The 16,988-nt window shown below is 45.9% G+C and carries 19 protein-coding genes and 1 pseudogene; 6 read left to right on the top strand and 14 right to left on the bottom strand.

The window, feature by feature from the left end:
• The first annotated feature begins 39 nt into the window (after positions 1-39).
• Entirely contained in the window at positions 40-750 is a 711-nt protein-coding gene (cobA, locus tag LRY47_RS00590; RefSeq protein WP_295221425.1) for a uroporphyrinogen-III C-methyltransferase, read from the top strand.
• On the opposite strand, the gene LRY47_RS00585 is transcribed toward cobA, so the two are convergent.
• Positions 747-1,103: a DUF2023 family protein gene (locus LRY47_RS00585; protein WP_295221422.1), complete on the bottom strand. Its 357-nt coding sequence runs from the start codon at positions 1,101-1,103 to the stop codon at positions 747-749. The two genes, cobA and LRY47_RS00585, sit on opposite strands and share 4 nt — an antisense overlap.
• Entirely contained in the window at positions 1,103-1,438 is a 336-nt protein-coding gene (locus LRY47_RS00580; RefSeq protein ID WP_295221419.1) for a DUF2325 domain-containing protein, read from the bottom strand. The genes LRY47_RS00585 and LRY47_RS00580 overlap by 1 nt, the downstream gene beginning before the upstream one ends.
• Before the next feature lie 135 nt (positions 1,439-1,573).
• Here LRY47_RS00580 and LRY47_RS00575 point away from each other — a divergent pair, with 135 nt between their 5' ends.
• Positions 1,574-2,146, top strand: coding sequence for a nitroreductase family protein (locus tag LRY47_RS00575; RefSeq protein ID WP_295221417.1), 573 nt, complete (start codon positions 1,574-1,576; stop codon positions 2,144-2,146).
• A 95-nt stretch (positions 2,147-2,241) separates the two neighbouring features.
• On the opposite strand, the gene ruvA is transcribed toward LRY47_RS00575, so the two are convergent.
• From ruvA to LRY47_RS14135, 8 genes and pseudogenes are all read right to left on the bottom strand, one after another.
• Positions 2,242-2,820 (bottom strand): Holliday junction branch migration protein RuvA, encoded by a 579-nt coding sequence (gene ruvA / locus LRY47_RS00570; RefSeq protein WP_295221415.1) that lies wholly within the window; start codon positions 2,818-2,820, stop codon positions 2,242-2,244.
• Positions 2,817-3,308: a crossover junction endodeoxyribonuclease RuvC gene (gene ruvC / locus LRY47_RS00565; protein WP_295221413.1), complete on the bottom strand. Its 492-nt coding sequence runs from the start codon at positions 3,306-3,308 to the stop codon at positions 2,817-2,819. The genes ruvA and ruvC overlap by 4 nt, the downstream gene beginning before the upstream one ends.
• Positions 3,308-4,057, bottom strand: coding sequence for a YebC/PmpR family DNA-binding transcriptional regulator (locus LRY47_RS00560; RefSeq protein ID WP_295221410.1), 750 nt, complete (start codon positions 4,055-4,057; stop codon positions 3,308-3,310). The genes ruvC and LRY47_RS00560 overlap by 1 nt, the downstream gene beginning before the upstream one ends.
• A 148-nt stretch (positions 4,058-4,205) precedes the next feature.
• Positions 4,206-5,924, bottom strand: coding sequence for a methyl-accepting chemotaxis protein (locus LRY47_RS00555; protein ID WP_295221408.1), 1,719 nt, complete (start codon positions 5,922-5,924; stop codon positions 4,206-4,208).
• Positions 5,925-5,998: 74 nt separating this feature from the next.
• Positions 5,999-7,558 carry a 2-isopropylmalate synthase gene (locus tag LRY47_RS00550; RefSeq protein ID WP_295221407.1) on the bottom strand — a complete coding sequence of 520 codons (1,560 nt, stop codon included), beginning with the start codon at positions 7,556-7,558 and terminating at the stop codon, positions 5,999-6,001.
• Positions 7,559-7,710: 152 nt separating this feature from the next.
• Positions 7,711-8,460, bottom strand: a complete 750-nt coding sequence (gene pssA / locus LRY47_RS00545; RefSeq protein WP_295221405.1) for a CDP-diacylglycerol--serine O-phosphatidyltransferase — start codon at positions 8,458-8,460, stop codon at positions 7,711-7,713.
• 3 nt (positions 8,461-8,463) lie between these two features.
• Positions 8,464-9,093 (bottom strand): phosphatidylserine decarboxylase family protein, encoded by a 630-nt coding sequence (locus tag LRY47_RS00540; RefSeq protein ID WP_295221403.1) that lies wholly within the window; start codon positions 9,091-9,093, stop codon positions 8,464-8,466.
• A gap of 96 nt (positions 9,094-9,189) precedes the next feature.
• A pseudogene (locus LRY47_RS14135) lies at positions 9,190-9,786 on the bottom strand (flagellar brake protein); the annotation flags it as partial.
• 376 nt (positions 9,787-10,162) lie between these two features.
• On the opposite strand from LRY47_RS14135, the gene LRY47_RS00525 reads away from it, so the two are divergent.
• Entirely contained in the window at positions 10,163-10,729 is a 567-nt protein-coding gene (locus LRY47_RS00525; protein ID WP_295221401.1) for a hypothetical protein, read from the top strand.
• Positions 10,729-11,517, top strand: coding sequence for a hypothetical protein (locus LRY47_RS00520; RefSeq protein ID WP_295221398.1), 789 nt, complete (start codon positions 10,729-10,731; stop codon positions 11,515-11,517). Before LRY47_RS00525 ends, LRY47_RS00520 begins: the two co-directional genes overlap by 1 nt.
• 209 nt (positions 11,518-11,726) lie before the next feature.
• On the opposite strand, the gene LRY47_RS00515 is transcribed toward LRY47_RS00520, so the two are convergent.
• The 4 genes from LRY47_RS00515 to trmB form a co-directional block, all read right to left on the bottom strand.
• Complete coding sequence (locus LRY47_RS00515) at positions 11,727-13,547, bottom strand: methyl-accepting chemotaxis protein (protein ID WP_295221395.1); 1,821 nt, start codon at positions 13,545-13,547, stop codon at positions 11,727-11,729.
• A 122-nt stretch (positions 13,548-13,669) separates the two neighbouring features.
• Positions 13,670-13,927, bottom strand: coding sequence for a DUF493 domain-containing protein (locus LRY47_RS00510; protein ID WP_295221392.1), 258 nt, complete (start codon positions 13,925-13,927; stop codon positions 13,670-13,672).
• Positions 13,920-15,164, bottom strand: coding sequence for a nodulation protein NfeD (locus tag LRY47_RS00505; RefSeq protein ID WP_295221390.1), 1,245 nt, complete (start codon positions 15,162-15,164; stop codon positions 13,920-13,922). Before LRY47_RS00505 ends, LRY47_RS00510 begins: the two co-directional genes overlap by 8 nt.
• A gap of 1 nt (position 15,165) precedes the next feature.
• Positions 15,166-15,855, bottom strand: coding sequence for a tRNA (guanosine(46)-N7)-methyltransferase TrmB (trmB, locus tag LRY47_RS00500; RefSeq protein ID WP_295221387.1), 690 nt, complete (start codon positions 15,853-15,855; stop codon positions 15,166-15,168).
• 99 nt (positions 15,856-15,954) lie between these two features.
• Between trmB and rpmB the strand changes: the two genes are divergently transcribed.
• Both rpmB and LRY47_RS00490 read left to right on the top strand, forming a co-directional pair.
• Positions 15,955-16,143, top strand: coding sequence for a 50S ribosomal protein L28 (gene rpmB / locus LRY47_RS00495; protein ID WP_295221384.1), 189 nt, complete (start codon positions 15,955-15,957; stop codon positions 16,141-16,143).
• A 491-nt stretch (positions 16,144-16,634) separates the two neighbouring features.
• Entirely contained in the window at positions 16,635-16,976 is a 342-nt protein-coding gene (locus LRY47_RS00490; protein WP_295221382.1) for a hypothetical protein, read from the top strand.
• The last annotated feature ends 12 nt before the right edge of the window (positions 16,977-16,988 follow it).

Raw genomic sequence — 16,988 nt, 5'->3', positions numbered from 1 at the left:
GAGTGCCCTCACACTCCGGCGTTTAAAAAAGAGACGTAAATGAAAAGAGAACTTATTATAATCGGAGCGGGGCTGGGAGCTAAATCCATCACACTGGAAGGTGTTGAGGCTCTTAAAAGTGCAGACAGCGTTCTTTATGACAGACTTCTGCATCCTGCCGTTCTGGACATGATACCTGAAACTGCCGAGCGCGTCAGCGTCGGCAAAGACCCTTATAACAAGCACTGCATCAGGCAGGAAGACATAAACGGCGCAATTTGCGAACATCTGAAACGGCACAAACGGGTTGTAAGGCTGAAAGGCGGAGACAGCACACTATTTGCCCGTTCGCTTGAGGAAACTGAAACAGCCGAATCCTGCGGAGCGTCCGCGAGGATAATTCCAGGCGTGACATCAGCATCCACTCTGGCGGCGAAGATATCAAAAGCACTCACCGACAGGCGCAAAGTATCCGGCTGTGTGTTCATCACAGGTCACTCGAAGAACGGTGACTGTCCTTACAGCTTTAAGGCACTCGCAGAGCTTGGGCTTACCATTGTTGTTTATATGGGTGTGAAAAACGGCGGCTATATAGCCGAACAGCTCATGAAATACGGAATGAGCGGCAACACTCAGACAGTTATCGGAAGCAGACTGGAATCAGCCGATGAAAAATTGTGCATAACGACACTCGCCTCTCTTGGCGAAGTGCTGGCAACGGGCGAGTATGACCACCCGGCAACCATAATAATAGGCGACGTTTCCGGTTAACTGCAGCAGGCGGCGCAATACTGCTTCTCTACGTTGCCGAGGTAACGCTCACACTGTTTTGTAACGTCGTATCCGAGCAGAACTCCCAATATGAAATCCTCTTTTTCGTCGAATCCGTTAAGCGGCTTATCGCCAAAGCTTTTTATTATGCTGATGCACGGGCAGTCGCCGAAAAAGAAGTTTATACGTCCCTCTTTTGCGGGGGTTTCGTGCCAGCTTATATTGCTTTTTTTCAGTTTAATACGGCATACGTCCGCCTCTTCAATCCGCGCTGTGTAAAGCACCAGGCGGCGTATGCCCTTTTTGTATTCATAAAGAAGGTGTGAAAAGAGCCTGTTCTCCCCGTTGCTCATCAGTTTGCTCTCTTGGATTCGGCGTGGAATAGGCATCCTTTACAGTTGTCTTTGCATCCCATTGCTTCTTTTATGGCGCAGCTTACGGATTCGGGGCTTGTTCTGTCTATGCAGATGAACGGGATATCGTGTCTGCGGCAGATGTTTTTCGCTTTATTTATCATGTTGTGACTGGAAAGAGTAGTGAGAAAGACCACGCAGTTTGTGCATTTGATGCTGTTCTCAAAAGAGTTGCTCATTTCGTTGAACACTTTCGCTTTTACTCCTATCTCTTTACATGCTGTAAGATATTCATTCTCTCTTCTTTGCAGACCACCTATTATACAGACTTTCATAAATATCTCCTCGTTTGGCAGTTAATGATATTGATACTTAATATCAATAAGAGGCAAAAGTCAACAGGTATTTTCTATTTATTTTGTCCGTTTTGCAGATTAGTATATTTTATAACAATTTCAGAGGAGGCAGAAATGCTGGATTTAATAAAGAAGACAAGGTCTTACAGGCGCTTTAATAATTCGCGCAAGCTCGACGCAGAGTTTATGTCGGGGCTTGTGGACGCGGCGAGACTTTCTCAGAGCGGAGCAAATGCACAGCCTTTGAGATATGTCACCATCAGCAGCGAGGAGATGTGTTCAAAGATTTATCCTGAACTTCGCTGGGCGGGCAGGCTTAAAGACTGGGATGGACCTGTAGAGGCGGAACGTCCCGTTGCATACGTTGCTGTGTATGCAGATACCGAAGCGCCCTCAGTGGCGATGCCGCAGGTGGATTCGGGCATAGCTATGCAGAATATGTGCCTTTACGCCATGGCAAAAGGTGTTGGGAGCTGTATGATAGGAAACTGTATGAAAAAAGAGATAAACGCTCTTCTGGGTGTTGGTGAAAGATATAATCTGCTCTGGATAGTCGCTTTCGGGTATCCCGTCGAGAACGTTGTGCTGACGGACTGTACGGGCGACGTTGCTTACTATCGCGATGCCGAAGGGGATCATTTTGTGCCGAAATACACTGCAAAAGACGTGCATTTAGCAAGTTTTTGATGCTGTATTGAGATTCAGGCAGCTTCGGGCATAAAGCCCTCGCGAAGACGAACAGATGTCACTGCGAGGAATGGAATGACGCGGCAGTCTGTGTTTTACTGTGAAAGCTCTTTCAGGGCGAGGCGGAAGAGTTCGTCGAACGCCGCATCGGTCTTATACACCTTCGTAACAGCCTTGCGGCAGTCGTTGACCGAATAGCCGAGGTTTGTCAGCGCACTGACCAGATCTTCGGTGCCGCCCGCCGCCTGTGAGCCTTCCGGCTGTATGGCAAGCTGACCGAACTTATCCTTAAGCTCAACTATTATCCTTTCCGCTGATTTTCTGCCTATTCCTGGGATGGTGGCAATGAGTGTTATATCGTTCTGCACCACTGCATTCATGAATTTTTTGGCTTCCATGGCTGACAGTATGCCAAGAGCTATCTTCGGACCTATCTTTGAAATAGTGTTCAGCAGGAGGAAGAGTTTTTTCTCTTCGATGGTGGCGAACCCGTAAAGGGCGACCGCATCCTCGCGCATTACGAAATGGGTGTAAAGTCCCGCCTTCTCGCCTGTCTGGGGCAGAGTGCGGTAGGTTGCGGCGGAGATGGATATTTCAAACGCCACTGTTCCCGTGTCTATAACCGCAGTAGTAGGGAGTTTTTCAACAAGTATGCCTTTCACGCTGTATATCATGATACTAACCTCCCCGTAAGATTGAGACCGAGACAGATACCGCAGGCGAGGGCGTCCGTTGCGTCCATAGGCACGTTGCCTATCTTACGTCCCAAAAGTATCTCGACCATGTGTTTAACCTGAGATTTATCAGCTTTTCCATAGCCGACAACCGCCTTTTTTATCTGTAATGCGGTAAACTCGCGCACTTCCAGTCCGCTTGAAAGCAGGGTGGCGATTATCGCGCCGCGCGTCTGTCCCAGAAGCATGGCGCTTTTAACGTTTACTGAATAAAACACGTCCTCAACGGCAGAATATGAGGGTTTGAACTCGTCCACAGCGTCGCGGACTCCGGCGCATATGACAGCCAGCCTTTGGGGCAGTGTCTCCTTTGCGTCGGTTCTGACAACTCTGTGGGCAACATATTCGACCTTGCCGGGCCAGACCTGAACTATGCCGATGCCTGTGCAGTTAAGCCCCGGGTCAACCCCCATTACTATTTCAGGCATTATTCTTCCATAGCCGCCATTGTTGCCTCGTCAGCGTCGAAGTTGGAGAATACTTCCTGAACGTCGTCAAGGTCTTCCAGTGCGTCGGTTATATTGAAAAGTTTTCTGAGGTCGTCTTCGCCGATTGTGATGGTGTTCTTCGGCTTCATAGTGACTTCGGAGTAGTTTATTTCATATTTTTGTTCTTCGAGAGCGGTTTTCACGGAGAAGTATGTGCCGACTTCTGTAACAACCTGAAAAACGTCGCCTTCGTCTTTAACATCCTCTGCGCCAAGTTCCAGAGCAAGCTCAAGGAGTGTCTCCTCGTCCGCTTTATCCTTGGGTATCTCTATTATGCCTTTAGACTCGAACATCCATGCGACGCATCCTGCCTCGCCCATGTTCCCGCCTTTTTTGTTCATTGTGCTGCGCACTTCTGCAACGGTACGGTTTCTGTTGTCGGTGAGCGCTTTGATAAGGATGGCGACGCCGCCTGGTCCGTAGCCTTCGTATGTGATCTCTTCAAACGTGTTTTCGTTGCCTTCGCCGGAACCTTTTTTTATGGCGCGGTCAATGTTGTCTTTGGGGAGGTTACATTCTTTAGCTTTGTCAAGCGCCAGACGCAGACGCGAGTTCATATCCGGATCTGCACCGCCCTCCTTAACTGCAACAACTATCTCTTTTGCAACTTTTGTGAAAGCCTTACCTTTCTTGGCATCCTGAGCCGCTTTGCGGTGCTTTATGTTTGCCCACTTGCTATGTCCTGACATCTGAAAATCCTCCGATATATCATTTAAATTTTGTTCATTTGATTATTGGAAAAAGAACTATAACCGAAAAAGTGCGGATAAGTATATTTGAAAATGAGATAGAAAGCAAGAAAAAGGCGGAAACCCGAAGATTTCCGCCTCAAAGAATTTATTTCGTTGTTTTGAACCTGTGGATGAGTCCCTGAAGTTCCGAAGCCAACTGGCTGAGCTGTTCAACGGCTCTTGCTGTTTCCTGTGAAGCGTTGGAGTTCTCACCTGTAACGTGTGAGATATTCTCTATGCTTCGTGCCATCATTTCCGTCGCCGAAGCCTGTTCGTCCGTTGCACGGGCGATCATGGTGACCTCGTTGGATACGTTGTCCACGTTTTTCATAATGACATCGAGAGCTTCTTTTGCTTCTTCCGCTTTTTTGGTACCGCTTTCCACCTGCTGAACGCCTTCGTGCATTCCTGCAACCGCGCCGCCCGTATCCGCCTGAATGGTTTGGATCATGTCGGCTATTTCCTGAGTAGCCTTCACAGTTTTTTCTGCAAGTTTGCGTACTTCGTCGGCAACAACTGCGAAACCGCGTCCGTGTTCTCCGGCTCTTGCCGCTTCAATGGCTGCGTTGAGCGCCAGAAGGTTTGTCTGGTCTGCGATGTCGTCGATAACCTGAATTATCTGACCGATCTGTTCGCTGTTTTCACCGAGTTTGCGCACAGTGACAGCGGATTCAGAAACTGTCTGGGCTATCTGTTCCATCATGTTTCTGGTCTCCTGCACAAGCGAGTGACCTTTTGAAACTGAATTACTTGCCTCTTCGGCACTTTTTGAAACGTTCGCCGCGTTGTGGGCAACTTCGACAACGGTCGAGCTTACCTCTTCAACGGCGGATGCTGTGGCTGCAACCTGTTCGGACTGTTCGATTGCTCCTCTGGCTATGGTTTCCGCGTTGCTTGAGAGTTCCGCTGATGTTGACGCTATGGAGGCTATTGAATCTGTCACCACCATGAGTGCGTTGTTAACGTCAGCAGTCATTTTATTGGTAGCTTTTTCAAGATCGCCGACCTCGTCATCGTTTGAAACCTTCATGCGTACGGTGAAGTCGCCTGCCGCTATCTTCGTGAGTGCAGAACCCACTTCCTGTAATCTGTTAAATATATATCTGGAGTTGATGAGGTAAAGTATTATTAAAATTACAATCGTAACCGGAAGAAAAACAAGGAACGATACGGTGAGGTTTCTGTATATTGCGGCATAAACCGGTTCTGTGGGGAGATAAACCTCGAAAGCTCCGTGGAGTTCTCCTGCTTTCCAGTTTTCCATTTTAACGCCGGTGGGGTCGAGACCGTTGGAATTGCCCCAGAGAGCCTGCGATGTCGCAGGGTCTCCGTGGCATTTTAAACAAACTTCCGTAAGCCTGATGGCCTTGTAATATCTTAACTGGTGGTTTTCTTTGTCGTGATAGACATATTCAGGGCTTACGCCTGAACCGCTGTCCATCTTGTCAAGTTCCTTAAGGGCGATAAGGTCTATATCGTCAGGTTCGTTGACGGGATTTCTCGGTGAGATTTTCGGGACTTTAAATTTCAGCCCCGCTTCTTCCGATTTCAGTTCCATAGCCTTCATGGAGCCAACTATGGGAACCGTCAGTAAAAGCCTGTTGATATCGTCTTTGAGTTCATCGGTTTTGTAAACGTCGGCTGCCGAAGCAAGCCCCATGAACTCTCTGACACCCTCCGCCGCCAGTACGAAACTTCTTGCCTTTGCAACCTCGTCCTTGAACATATTGCTTTTAAGCATGAAGAAGTTAATCGTAAACAGCACGGTCATTCCGGCAAAAACCGTAATGGCAACATATAATAGAATCTTGACTTTTAGTTTCATTAATTCACCATAAATTGAAACTTTTTTACTTGGGTGATATTATTATATGCTTTTATTTGTATTTATCAAGCATTTTATATCCCTTCGGGTAACCTTGGGGCGAGTTTTGACTCTTTTCTGGTTATGTATTTGTTAAGTGCGTCAAGATATGCTTTTGCACTTGCAACAACTACATCCGTGTCAGTTCCCCGTCCTTTGATGGAGTAACCGCATTTTTCAAACTCAGCCGCTATGGTAACTTCACCCTGAGCATCCTTTCCTTCGGTAAGGGCTTTGATGTTGTAGCTTTTCAGTCTGCCGGGGATACCGGCGATCCTTTCAATGGCTTTCATAACAGCGTCAACGGGACCGTCGCCGATTGATGCATCAGTAATGAATTCGTTTGTTGCCGTTTTAAGTCTTACGGTTGCTGTGGGGATCGCTGTGTTGCCGCTGAACATGTTCACCCTGTCCAGATCAAAGTGTTTAGTTGTCTGGGCAGACTGGTTGAGAACTATGTTCTCGATGTCTTCATCAAAGACCTCTTTCTTCTTATCGGCTAAAATCTTGAAAGTGTCAAATGCTGTCTGCATAGCTTCTTCCGCTATTTCTAAACCGAGAGCCTGCAGTCTCTGTACGAAAGCGTGACGACCGGAGTGCTTACCCAGAACAAGGCTGTTTTCGGGGTATCCCACACTTTCGGGGGTCATTATTTCGTAAGTTATTCTGTTTTTCAGCACGCCGTCCTGATGGATTCCGGCTTCATGTGCGAACGCGTTCTTGCCTACGATGGCTTTGTTGGGCTGAACGTGTACGCCTGTGATGGCTGTCAGCATTTTGCTTGAGCGGTAAATCTCTTTTGTGTTCAGCCCGAACTCAACATCGTCAAAGATGTCCTTTCTGACTGTCATAGCCATGACGACTTCTTCCAGAGATGTGTTGCCTGCCCGCTCGCCGATACCGTTGACGGTACATTCAACCTGTGTTGCGCCCGCCTTTATGGCTGCCAGAGAGTTTGCAGCGCCCAGACCGAGGTCGTTGTGGCAGTGTACGCTTATGCGCGCCTTGTCCACGTTGGGAACCTTGTTCATGATGGTGCTGATTATTTTGTCAAACTCCATAGGTACAGTATACCCTACAGTGTCGGGGATGTTAACAGTGCTTGCGCCGGCCGCGATTACAGCTTCAACAACGCGGCACAGGTAATCCAGATCGCTTCTTGTTGCGTCCTCTGCGCTGAATTCAACGTCTCCGCAAAGGTTTCTGGCGAATTTAACTGCGTCCACGGCTATCTGGAGAGCTTCTTCTCTGCTCTTTTTCAGTTTGTACTGAAGGTGGATGTCGCTTGTTGCTATGAATGTATGGATGCGGGGGCGGACAGCGCCTTTCAGAGCGTCCCAGCCCACTTCGATGTCTTTTTTGTTTGCGCGGCAGAGACCAGCCACACCGCAGTTCTTTATAACGGCGGCAACGCGGCTGACAGCTTCAAAGTCGCCGGGTGAAGAGATGGGGAAGCCTGCTTCCATAACATCCACGCCCATTTTTTCAAGCTGAATTGCCATCTGAATCTTTTCTTCCGTGTTCATGGAGAAACCGGGTGCCTGTTCTCCGTCTCTCAGTGTTGTGTCGAATACTATGATCTTTCTTTTTGACATTGTTCCTTCTCCTTATTTTTAGTGTTTATTTCTTTAGGTTTCTATTTATTTTTTAGTCCTGATAGCATCGCTGTTTCCTCCTTCCTCACAAAATCGAAAAAAAAAGCCCCAACCCGTTAGGGCTGAGGCTTCGGTTTAACATAGATGTGAAATCACACTTCCGTTCCGAAAGGTTCCTCAGAGTTCCCCGCAGGGTGTCTTAGCCGTTTATAAGCGAATAGCAGCAGTCCGCTGAACGCATAGCCGACAGATAGAACGAATAGAGATAGCTCGGGGATAAGCCCGATAACGAAGATAGCCAGAACGAACATAACAAGTACATTGTATGATTTCTGCTGAAACAGTGACTTCCCGCTGTAATATTTAACGTTGCTGACCATCAGGAAAGCAAGGATGTATATTGTGAATGTGAACCAGACGGGGAGTGTTATATCTTCGGGGTTGCCGATATATTCTTTTACGAAAAGGACACTGGACGCAACCACACCCGCAGCAGCAGGAATAGGCAGTCCGATGAAGTATCTGGGGTCTATTTTTTTGGTCATTACGTTGAAACGTGCAAGACGCAGCGCCCCGCAGGCAATGAAAAGGAACGCCGCCATCCAGCCAAGTCTGCCGTAGGGTTCAAGCGCCCATTTATAGACAAGGATTGCCGGCGCAACGCCGAACGAAACAAGATCGCTCAGTGAGTCGAGCTGAATACCGAAATCGCTTGTGGCGTTCATTAATCTCGCTATCTTTCCGTCAATACCGTCAAAAACGAATGCAACAAGGGTTGCACTGGCCGCAAGGGTATACTGTCCTTTCAGGGAAGCGATGATAGAGTAAAAACCACAGAAAAGCCCCATGATGGTCACGAGGTTCGGCAGAACATAATTTTTGTTCTGAACAGCACTGTTCATTGATTATGCACCTGTATATTTGGCGAGAACTGACTCGCCTGCTTTGACAATATCGCCGTTTTTAAGTGAAATGTCAAATCCTTTCGGAACGAACACTTCAAGGCGTGAAGAGAATTTGATGATACCGAGCCTGTCGCCGATGGGCAGTGTTTCGCCCTCTTTGGCATAGCAGACCGTTCTGCGGGCGATGAGCCCTGCTATCTGCTTTACGGTAATATTACCGTATTCGCTCTCTATTTCGATTACGTTCTGTTCGTTTTCATATGATGCGTCGGGTCTGTCCGCGGGGAGGAACTTGCCATCGATATGTTTAACGGAAAGGATCTTTCCGGTGATGGGCATACGGTTAACGTGCACATTGAACACGTTCATGAATATACTTATTTTTGTGACGGTTTGTCCGTTGTGTTCGGACTGGAACACCTCGATGACCTTGCCGTCGGCAGGGGAAACCAGAACGTCTTTAAACGGCGGTATGCTGCGCTCCGGATCGCGGAAGAACCATATGCAGAAGGCACAGAAAAGCCCCACTATAAATATTATCAGTTTGACCGGAAATATCACCAGTACAAGAAAAACAGCAAGCGCGCCAAGAACAAAAGGAAATCCCTCTTTAGCTATCAACCTTTTCACCTCAGAATTTTGCTATAAAATACCGCGCTCTTGTAATGTTTGCAAGAAATACATTTAAATAATAATGCAAGTTTTTGTTAATTAAGGATAAATCTCTTATCCTAAAGTCTGTTTCAGTTCTATCTGTCTTCTGAAAACGTACTTTATGATAAGATTTCTGTCGGATTCCTTCGTGAAGTCAAAACGGAAGCTTACCTCAGTGCGCTCCTGAATCCTCTTAACGCGTATTGCCGTGCATGGAGCGTTGTCCAGTTCCGGTATGGCTTCGGACATGTCCAGAAGAAACGACTGCTTGTTCTCTATCCACGAGGATGTTATGAGCTTTCCTCCGCCGCCTGAAACATCCATCACCATACAGTCTATGCTTTTGTGGGGTATCTTCATGTTCTTATCGGGAACTGCGGAGTAGAATATTTTCACTTTTCCTTTGATGCGCGTTTCAACCCTGTAAAACTCGCGGAGCTGGTTTCTTACCAATGTTTTGGGTTTTTCGATCGCAACCAGAGTAACCCTGCCCTGTGACGTTCTTCCTGTCACTGTTGTCTCAAACCGGAAACGTCCCTTGTTGTTTACAAATTCAATGTGGGCTATGGTTCCCGGCACCATCGGAACGGGTACTCCTTCCGATGAGGGCTGTGAGATATAAATATTATTGTCGTCAAAGTCTTCCACGCGGGAGTCGTACACACCCTGATAGTTCGCATTTTTTTATTGCGACCGAAACTCTGGTGTTCACAGACATGTGTTCTTCGATGTTTTTTATATCTTCTTTCTGCACGCCGTCACTCTCCGCAAAAACAAAATCCAAACCGTTTTCGTCATGGCTTTTATGTGTATTTATATAGTCTGACATCTTATTGAGCACAAGGCTAAACATATTTTACACCTATGTGGAAATTTCCTGATATACAATATAAATCGAAAACCGCGCGCAAAAATTTAGCGGAAAATTATGAGGAAATTATAGTATTTAAAAACCTTTTCTAAAATGAGTGATTGAGTTATATTGTCCTTGTTCCGATAATGATTATACTTTATATGGTATTTTAGGTTATTTCAGGAGTTATGAATGGAATGGGATATTACGGCAGACCAGATTAATGAAGGTGAGCTGACTTTCAGCCTTACCGAATTCACTAATAAGATGTTTAAGATGGTCAGCTTCGAGGTTCGTCAGTCTGAAACTGCGCCCGCGGACGCAGAAAATCTGGCCGAACCCCTTGAAAATTATTTTGTTCAGTATTACGTTTGTTTTTATAATTACATGCTCTGTCTGGCTACAGACAGGTCGCGCTGGGGATTTGTATCCCACACGAAGCGCCTGATAATAGATCAGGATATTAAAAAGAGATTCACAGATAAAAAGTATCTTATCCTGCTGGCGGAGGAACAGAAGGAGACCGTGGATATTTTTAAAGCTGTGCTGAAAAGATTCGTTTCCGACCTCATTGAGGCGGGCGTCAGCACCAACAGGCTGCCGCAGATGATCTATATGCAGCAGCTTAACTCTTTCTCCTCCATCATTCCCAGCATCATGAAAAATGAAAAAGCGAGAAAAATGCTTGTGCGCATAGAGTTTCACAACAGCTTTTTCGGGAGCCTCAAGAGTCTCTTTAAACTTCCCATAGGTGGATGATGGCGAAAGAAAAAAACAGCGATATCAGACTTCTTAAGCTGGTCAACAAAATCACGGAGACCAGAAAGATCACTATGGGGTATATGCTCTATACCCTTGAGGTGGTGCGCACAAACACAGAGGTCACATACAGCATCACATTCGTACCCATCGCAAAAACGAGCCCCGAGGGCGAGGCGGAAAATCTGCCCGAAAACGAACAGCCTTCGGAGATCATGAGCGGACTGGAGAATGAATTTAAAAAAGACAACAGACTTTCGGCTGTTGCCGACCTGCTTACGCGTACAATAAGATTCCCTCATATCAATAAATTCAGACTTGCACCGACATACAGAGGGTATGGTCTTGGCACCTATGCCATGAACGAACTTTCGGGACTTCTGAAAGGCAGTTTCCCTGATTTCGCAGTTGAGCCGGTCTTCTTCTATTTCGATTCGAAACGCGAAGACGACGACAGAGGCGCTTTTTTCTCATTCATGGAGAAATTCGGCTTCACATTCAGCTTTGACGATGAAAATAACAACAAAGGTCTTCTGAATATGGAAAAAGCGGAGCTTCTGCGCATAAACCCGAAAAAGGACAAATGCGCGGAGATAGAGCTTGCTCCTTTCATCCGCACGCTTTTCAGGGAGCGGGACGAATTTCGTCAGGAACTCGGCAGGATAAAAGCGGAATATAAGAAGAACAACACGTTCATGAACAGGTTTGAGAAAGATCAGGCTATCAAATTCCTTACTAATGTTATTATTGCGCTTATACTTGTTGTTCTTATGCTCCTCTTCATATAATTACAGGTGATGCACTGCGCTTTGCGGCGTCAGTTTAAACTTGCTCGCATAGCTTGCGCCTGACCTGTAATTGTTCGCATCTGACCATCACTAGTGCTTTTTCTGTCTTCGCGAGGAGCGAAGCGACAACGCGATCTGATTTTATCTTTCAATAACACAAAAAAATCCCCCGTTTATAGCGGGGGATTTTCTGTTTATCTGCTTTTGTACTAAGCTTGTTCGCTTAATACTTTCTTTGCTGATTCGATGATGGCTCTTGGATCGAAGCCTATTCTGAATGCGCCCCAGTGTTTGCCGTTGACTATTATCGGCATGCTTATGTCGTTTATGACCTCTCCGGTGTCTCTGGAGTATGTCTGGATAAGGAACGACTGGGTGCTCTGGGCAGCGCGAAGACCTGTGTGGTCGTTGAATATGCGTTTATCTCTGCTGTGTGCTGTGTCCGCTTCCTTGTTGCCTGTGGGTTTAGCAGAATATTTCCTGTTGTGAGTGGGCGCATAGCCGTTCACGTCAACACACAGTGCGAAGATGATTCCTGATTGTTCCGTAAGCACTTTGTCATAAAGGGGCTGAAACAGAGATTCCACTTTGTTGTCGTACTTGGTGGTATATTTCGCAGGGAAAACATTGGGAATTTGTTTGTACTGCCTGTCGAAGATGTCGACGCTCTTGTCGGCAAGCTCCTTAAGAATTGCTTCAAACTTAGCTTTGTATGTTTCGCCGAGGTGGAGTATCTTTTCCATCTCGCCCATACCTATCTTAAATTTAGCGACGTTATCCTGAATGTCCTCGATGTGGGAGTTCAGCGTCAGAGTATTCTTATGGGATTCGTGCATCATGTGGTCAACAAGATAAGCTGCATCTTTGATAGCGGTTATGTTGGTGTGGATCTCCACGTTGTTGTCGGTGAAGCTGTCCAGAGAAGCGGTTATCTCCTGAATACCGTGACCTGTCTGTTCAAAATCCTGTACCATTGTCGCGAAGTTAGAGGACGTTTTGTCCACAACACTCTTTGTTTCGTTTATGTACTGGTTAATTTTGTTGGTCTGGTCGGAGGTATGGCGGACTTCGCCGATCATCTGGTTGATGTTGGACGATATTTCTTCGGTAGCGGATTTGACCCTTTCGGCAAGCTTTCTCACCTCGTCGGCAACAACTGCGAAACCGCGTCCTGCTTCTCCTGCTCTCGCCGCTTCGATGGCGGCATTAAGTGCCAGCAGGTTTGTCTGGTCGGAGATATCTTCGATGAGCGAGACTATCTCCCTGATGGTTTCAGAGTTTTTCGTAAGGTTGCCAACCGTCTGCTGGAACTCGCCCAGCATACCGCTTATGGCGTCCATGTTGCAGGTCAGCGCTTCCATCTCATTTTTGGAGCTTACTGCCTTGGCGATGTTGTCCTCTGCTGCCTGGCTGATGCTGGATGAGTGACCGCGTACGGTTTCAACGGCATCCGTGGAGCGTGAGCTTACTTCGTATATCCTTTCGGAAAGCTCCGTCTGGTTGTTAACTTCGACAAAGGTTCTGTCGGTGTTGTGAACCACCTGTGCAGATTCAACGCCGATGCTGATGCTTATCATTCTTATCTTAAGAATGAGTTTGCGCAGTTTCATCATGAAAAGGTTGTAGCCTTCCGCAAGATCGCGCATTTCGTCGTATGTCAGAAGAGGCATGTCCGTCGAAAGATCGTTACCCCCCATGCCCATTTCTTTGAAAAGCTGTGCCATTCTTCTTATAGGATGAACTATCAGAATATAAAAAAAACCGAGTATGAAGAATAGCGCAACGATCGTGAGCACCATAAGAAACAGGGCGGTGCCGAACCCGTGGGAGCAGGCATCAAGAATCTGCTGCTTCAGAGCGGGTTCCATATCCATCAGGGTTATCTTTTCTATTATGTTGTTCTTATACCTCATGAAAGAAAAGATGGCTATCGCCTGAATGGATGTCACGAACAGGATATTTCCGAGCAATTTTCTGGCAAGCGTGTTAAAAAATGATTTTTCCAATGATTTGTATATTTGCATAAACATGTATAACCCCACAAAATAATGAACAGTTTTTGCAAAACCTGGACATAATTTAGCACATTAGTTAACTTTTGCAAACATAAAAAGACCGGCCAGGTAAAATAAAATAATATCGTAAGATTCTGCTATAAATGGAATTTTAAGCCGTTTGTTTCCTTTATTTTTGTATATATATTTTGCAGTTCATCGAAACTCTCAACTTCCACAGTGATGGATATTGATGTGTAAGTGCCTTTTGTACTTGCTTTTTCTGTTATTAATGCAGACTCGTGTCTGACAAAGATATTTTTTATATCGTTTCTAAAAATTTCAGTATTTTCCCCCATCGCCTTAAAGGTAAAAATAGTCGGAAATTCCATAATTTCTTTCATTGTATCACTCATTATTACTAGCCTCCAGTATCAGAACCATCCCCTCGACAGCTGTCACCGTTGCGGAATCGTTTTTATTGAAATTAAACGAACTTTTAGCCCTCCAAAGTTCACCATGGATAAAAATATGACCCTTGCCGTTCTCCCAATCGGTTATTATTCCTGTTTCTCCTTTCATCCCCTCTTTACCGGTAACTGTCTTTTTTCTGAAGTCTTTAATCAAAAGCCTCCCCAAAAAAATGAAAACTGCGGCTATTGTTCCGATAACGCCGAAGATGAGCCAGAAGGAGACTCCAATACCCATGTTGCCCTCCCTTGAGAACATAAGATACATTCCGAACCCCATACATACCACAGCAGCCAGTGTCAGAAGCCCGAAGCTGGGGACGAAAATCTCTGCGATCAGCAGACCGAATCCCGCCAGTATCAGCAGAAGGGCGAGAGAATTAACGGGGATTATGTTTATTCCCGCCAGAAACAGCACCAGCGCGGCTATGCCTATGCCGGCAAAAATGAATGTGCCGGGCATTTTGAATTCAAGAAATATTGCCGCTATTCCCACAAACAGGAGAAGTATCAGTATATTGGGGTCGCTCAGAAAGAATGCCGTCTTTTGCATTGCCGAAGGGTTGAGCGCAGTTATACCGCCAGCCTCAAAGCCCAGTTTCACCGCCGCAAGCTTTACAACTTCGGCGTCAGTATTTGCGATACCGTCTATGAGTCCTTTTTCAAGTGCTTCTTTTGATGTGTAGCTTACGGAGTTTGCCACGGTTTCAACCGCCGCTTCCGCGTTTCTGCCCCGTTTTTCCGCTATGGATTTCATAAACGCCACGGTGTCGTTTTCAATTTTTTGCGCCATTTCTCCCTGAATATCCTTGCCGGATATATCCACAGGATGGGCGGCGCCTATGTTGCTGCCCTCCGCCATTGCTGCATAGTTTGCTGAAAGTGTTATAAACGTTCCTGCCGAACCTGCCCGCGCTCCCTGCGGGGCGACGAACACTATCACAGTGGTTTCCGATTCAAGGAACATCTGGACAATTTTTCTGGTGGAATCCAGAAGTCCGCCTGGTGTGTCAAGTCTTACAAGGAGAACGGCGTCCTCATCCGTAGCCTTTTTAAGTGCTTGTTTCAGATAATTGTGGGTATATCCGCTGATTATACCGTTCACTTCGCAGACAAGCACCTCTTTCGCCTGCGCAAAGGAGAATGTCAACACCATGGCAAAAAATATGAAAAGTCTTTTCATGTCACTTCCCGTCGGTTTTTTTAAGGCGGAAGAAGCTGACCCCCAGCTCGGGGACGAACTTCCTGTAATATTTTGTCGGCAGGTAGTCGTCCAGCCTGTCAATATACATAGTATTATATACGCTTTTTAATTCTTTAACAGGCTTGAGATTCTCAGCGATCTCCTGTGCGTAATCTATCTGATCTGTTGCCATGCAGAGAGTGCCGCCTGTTTTAAGTTTTCTGGTGAGCAGTTCGATGAACTCTGTTTTGAGCAGTCTGCGTTTCAGATGTTTTTTCTTGGGCCACGGATCGGGAAAATTTACATAGAAGTTGTCCACGCTTCCATCCTCAAGAATGGATACGATGAAAGTTGCGTCGAAATGTATTAGCCTGATGTTATTGTTCTTTATCTGACGTGATTTTGTAACCGCTCGGTTGAATATGCGTTTCATAACTTCAAACCCGAGATAGTTCTGGTCGGGATTAGCTTTTGCATATTCACTCAGAAATTCGCCGTTTCCTATGCCTATCTCAACGTTAAAGGGTCTGTCTGTGTCGAAAAAGTCCTTTGGGGAAAGTCTTTCATAAGCTGCATACTCCCCGCCGTGGCTGAACTTCTGAATCTTTTCAATCTGCGGATAGAGACTTTCCGAATAAATAAATAGGTCGTTCTGAAAATTTAGCTGGATTTTAATCCTGTCTTCTGTCATTGTGTTCTTCCTTTGTAAAAATACATGCAAAATAATGCTTGTTTGAATACAGAAGTTATGCTAACATTTTAAGCTCTCGAAATCAAGGAGGTAGGTACGATGGCCAGAAGATGTGAAATCTGCGGTAAAGGCCCCATGTTTGGTCACCAGATCAGCCACGCTCATAATGTAACAAGAAGGGTTTTCTATCCCAATGTACATAAAATCAGAGTCGTTGTGGACGGTGAAGTCGTGCGCAAAACTGTCTGCACGAAATGCATGAAAGCGGGCAAAGTTCAGAAAGCTTAATTTCTGTCCTGCCTCTGCGGTCTTCAAATCAGAAAAAATTCACGAAAGCCTGCCTTTGTGCAGGCTTTTTTGCTTCAATTATTCGCATAAAATTTTATCTAACATATTGAATCGTTTGACATCGTCTTTTGATAATGATATTTACTATCAAATAGCATACCTGCCATTTTTGGGAGGTTGCGGTAAAAGGTCTGCTATTGTTAAAATCTGTAAACACAAGGCTGGTTTTCACATATTGGCAGATTTTGGAATTATGACTTTTGCAGAGATGGGTTGTCAATTCTCCGTTAATTTTTACGGAGGGCGTGATTGCTTTGACAATCATTTGCCACAGCGCTAAAATGTGGTAACAAATATTTATTTGATATTAGTCGATTGAAGCAGGGGGAGGCGCTCCGGTTTTCCGGTGAGGACGTTTTCTATTAACCTGTGTTTTGGTCGGCAGTATTTATTATGCTGTGGAAATTTCAATAGATGCAGGGGGACGGTCGATGATATCCTTTACAACTGTAGCCGTTTTTGAGTTTGTTCACGTTCTGGTTTTCATTCTTCTTGGCGACGTACTTTTTATGAACGAACCCAGAATGAGGCTGGCGTATTACATCGTTATGGGTGTTTATATTATTGTTCTCGGTACTCTTTCTCTGCTGAACAGAGGGGACGAACCGGAGCTTTGCGCTTTAGACTCAATAGCGAAATTAGACAGGTTCCTCTTTGATTTCAGCAAAGACAACACAACTGCTTATGTAGGCATATATCTGGTGCTTTTCGGTTCATGTCTTTTTATCGGGAAACTGGTCATAAAATCCGTGGGTTTTTATTTTCCCGCATAAATCTCTGGAGGT

It is taken from the genome of Seleniivibrio sp. (assembly GCF_021209385.1).
In the GTDB taxonomy this organism is placed as follows: Bacteria; Chrysiogenota; Deferribacteres; order Deferribacterales; family Geovibrionaceae; genus Seleniivibrio.
The sequence above is the reverse complement of the archived record's forward strand: the minus strand, read 5'-3'. Positions and strand labels throughout refer to the sequence as shown.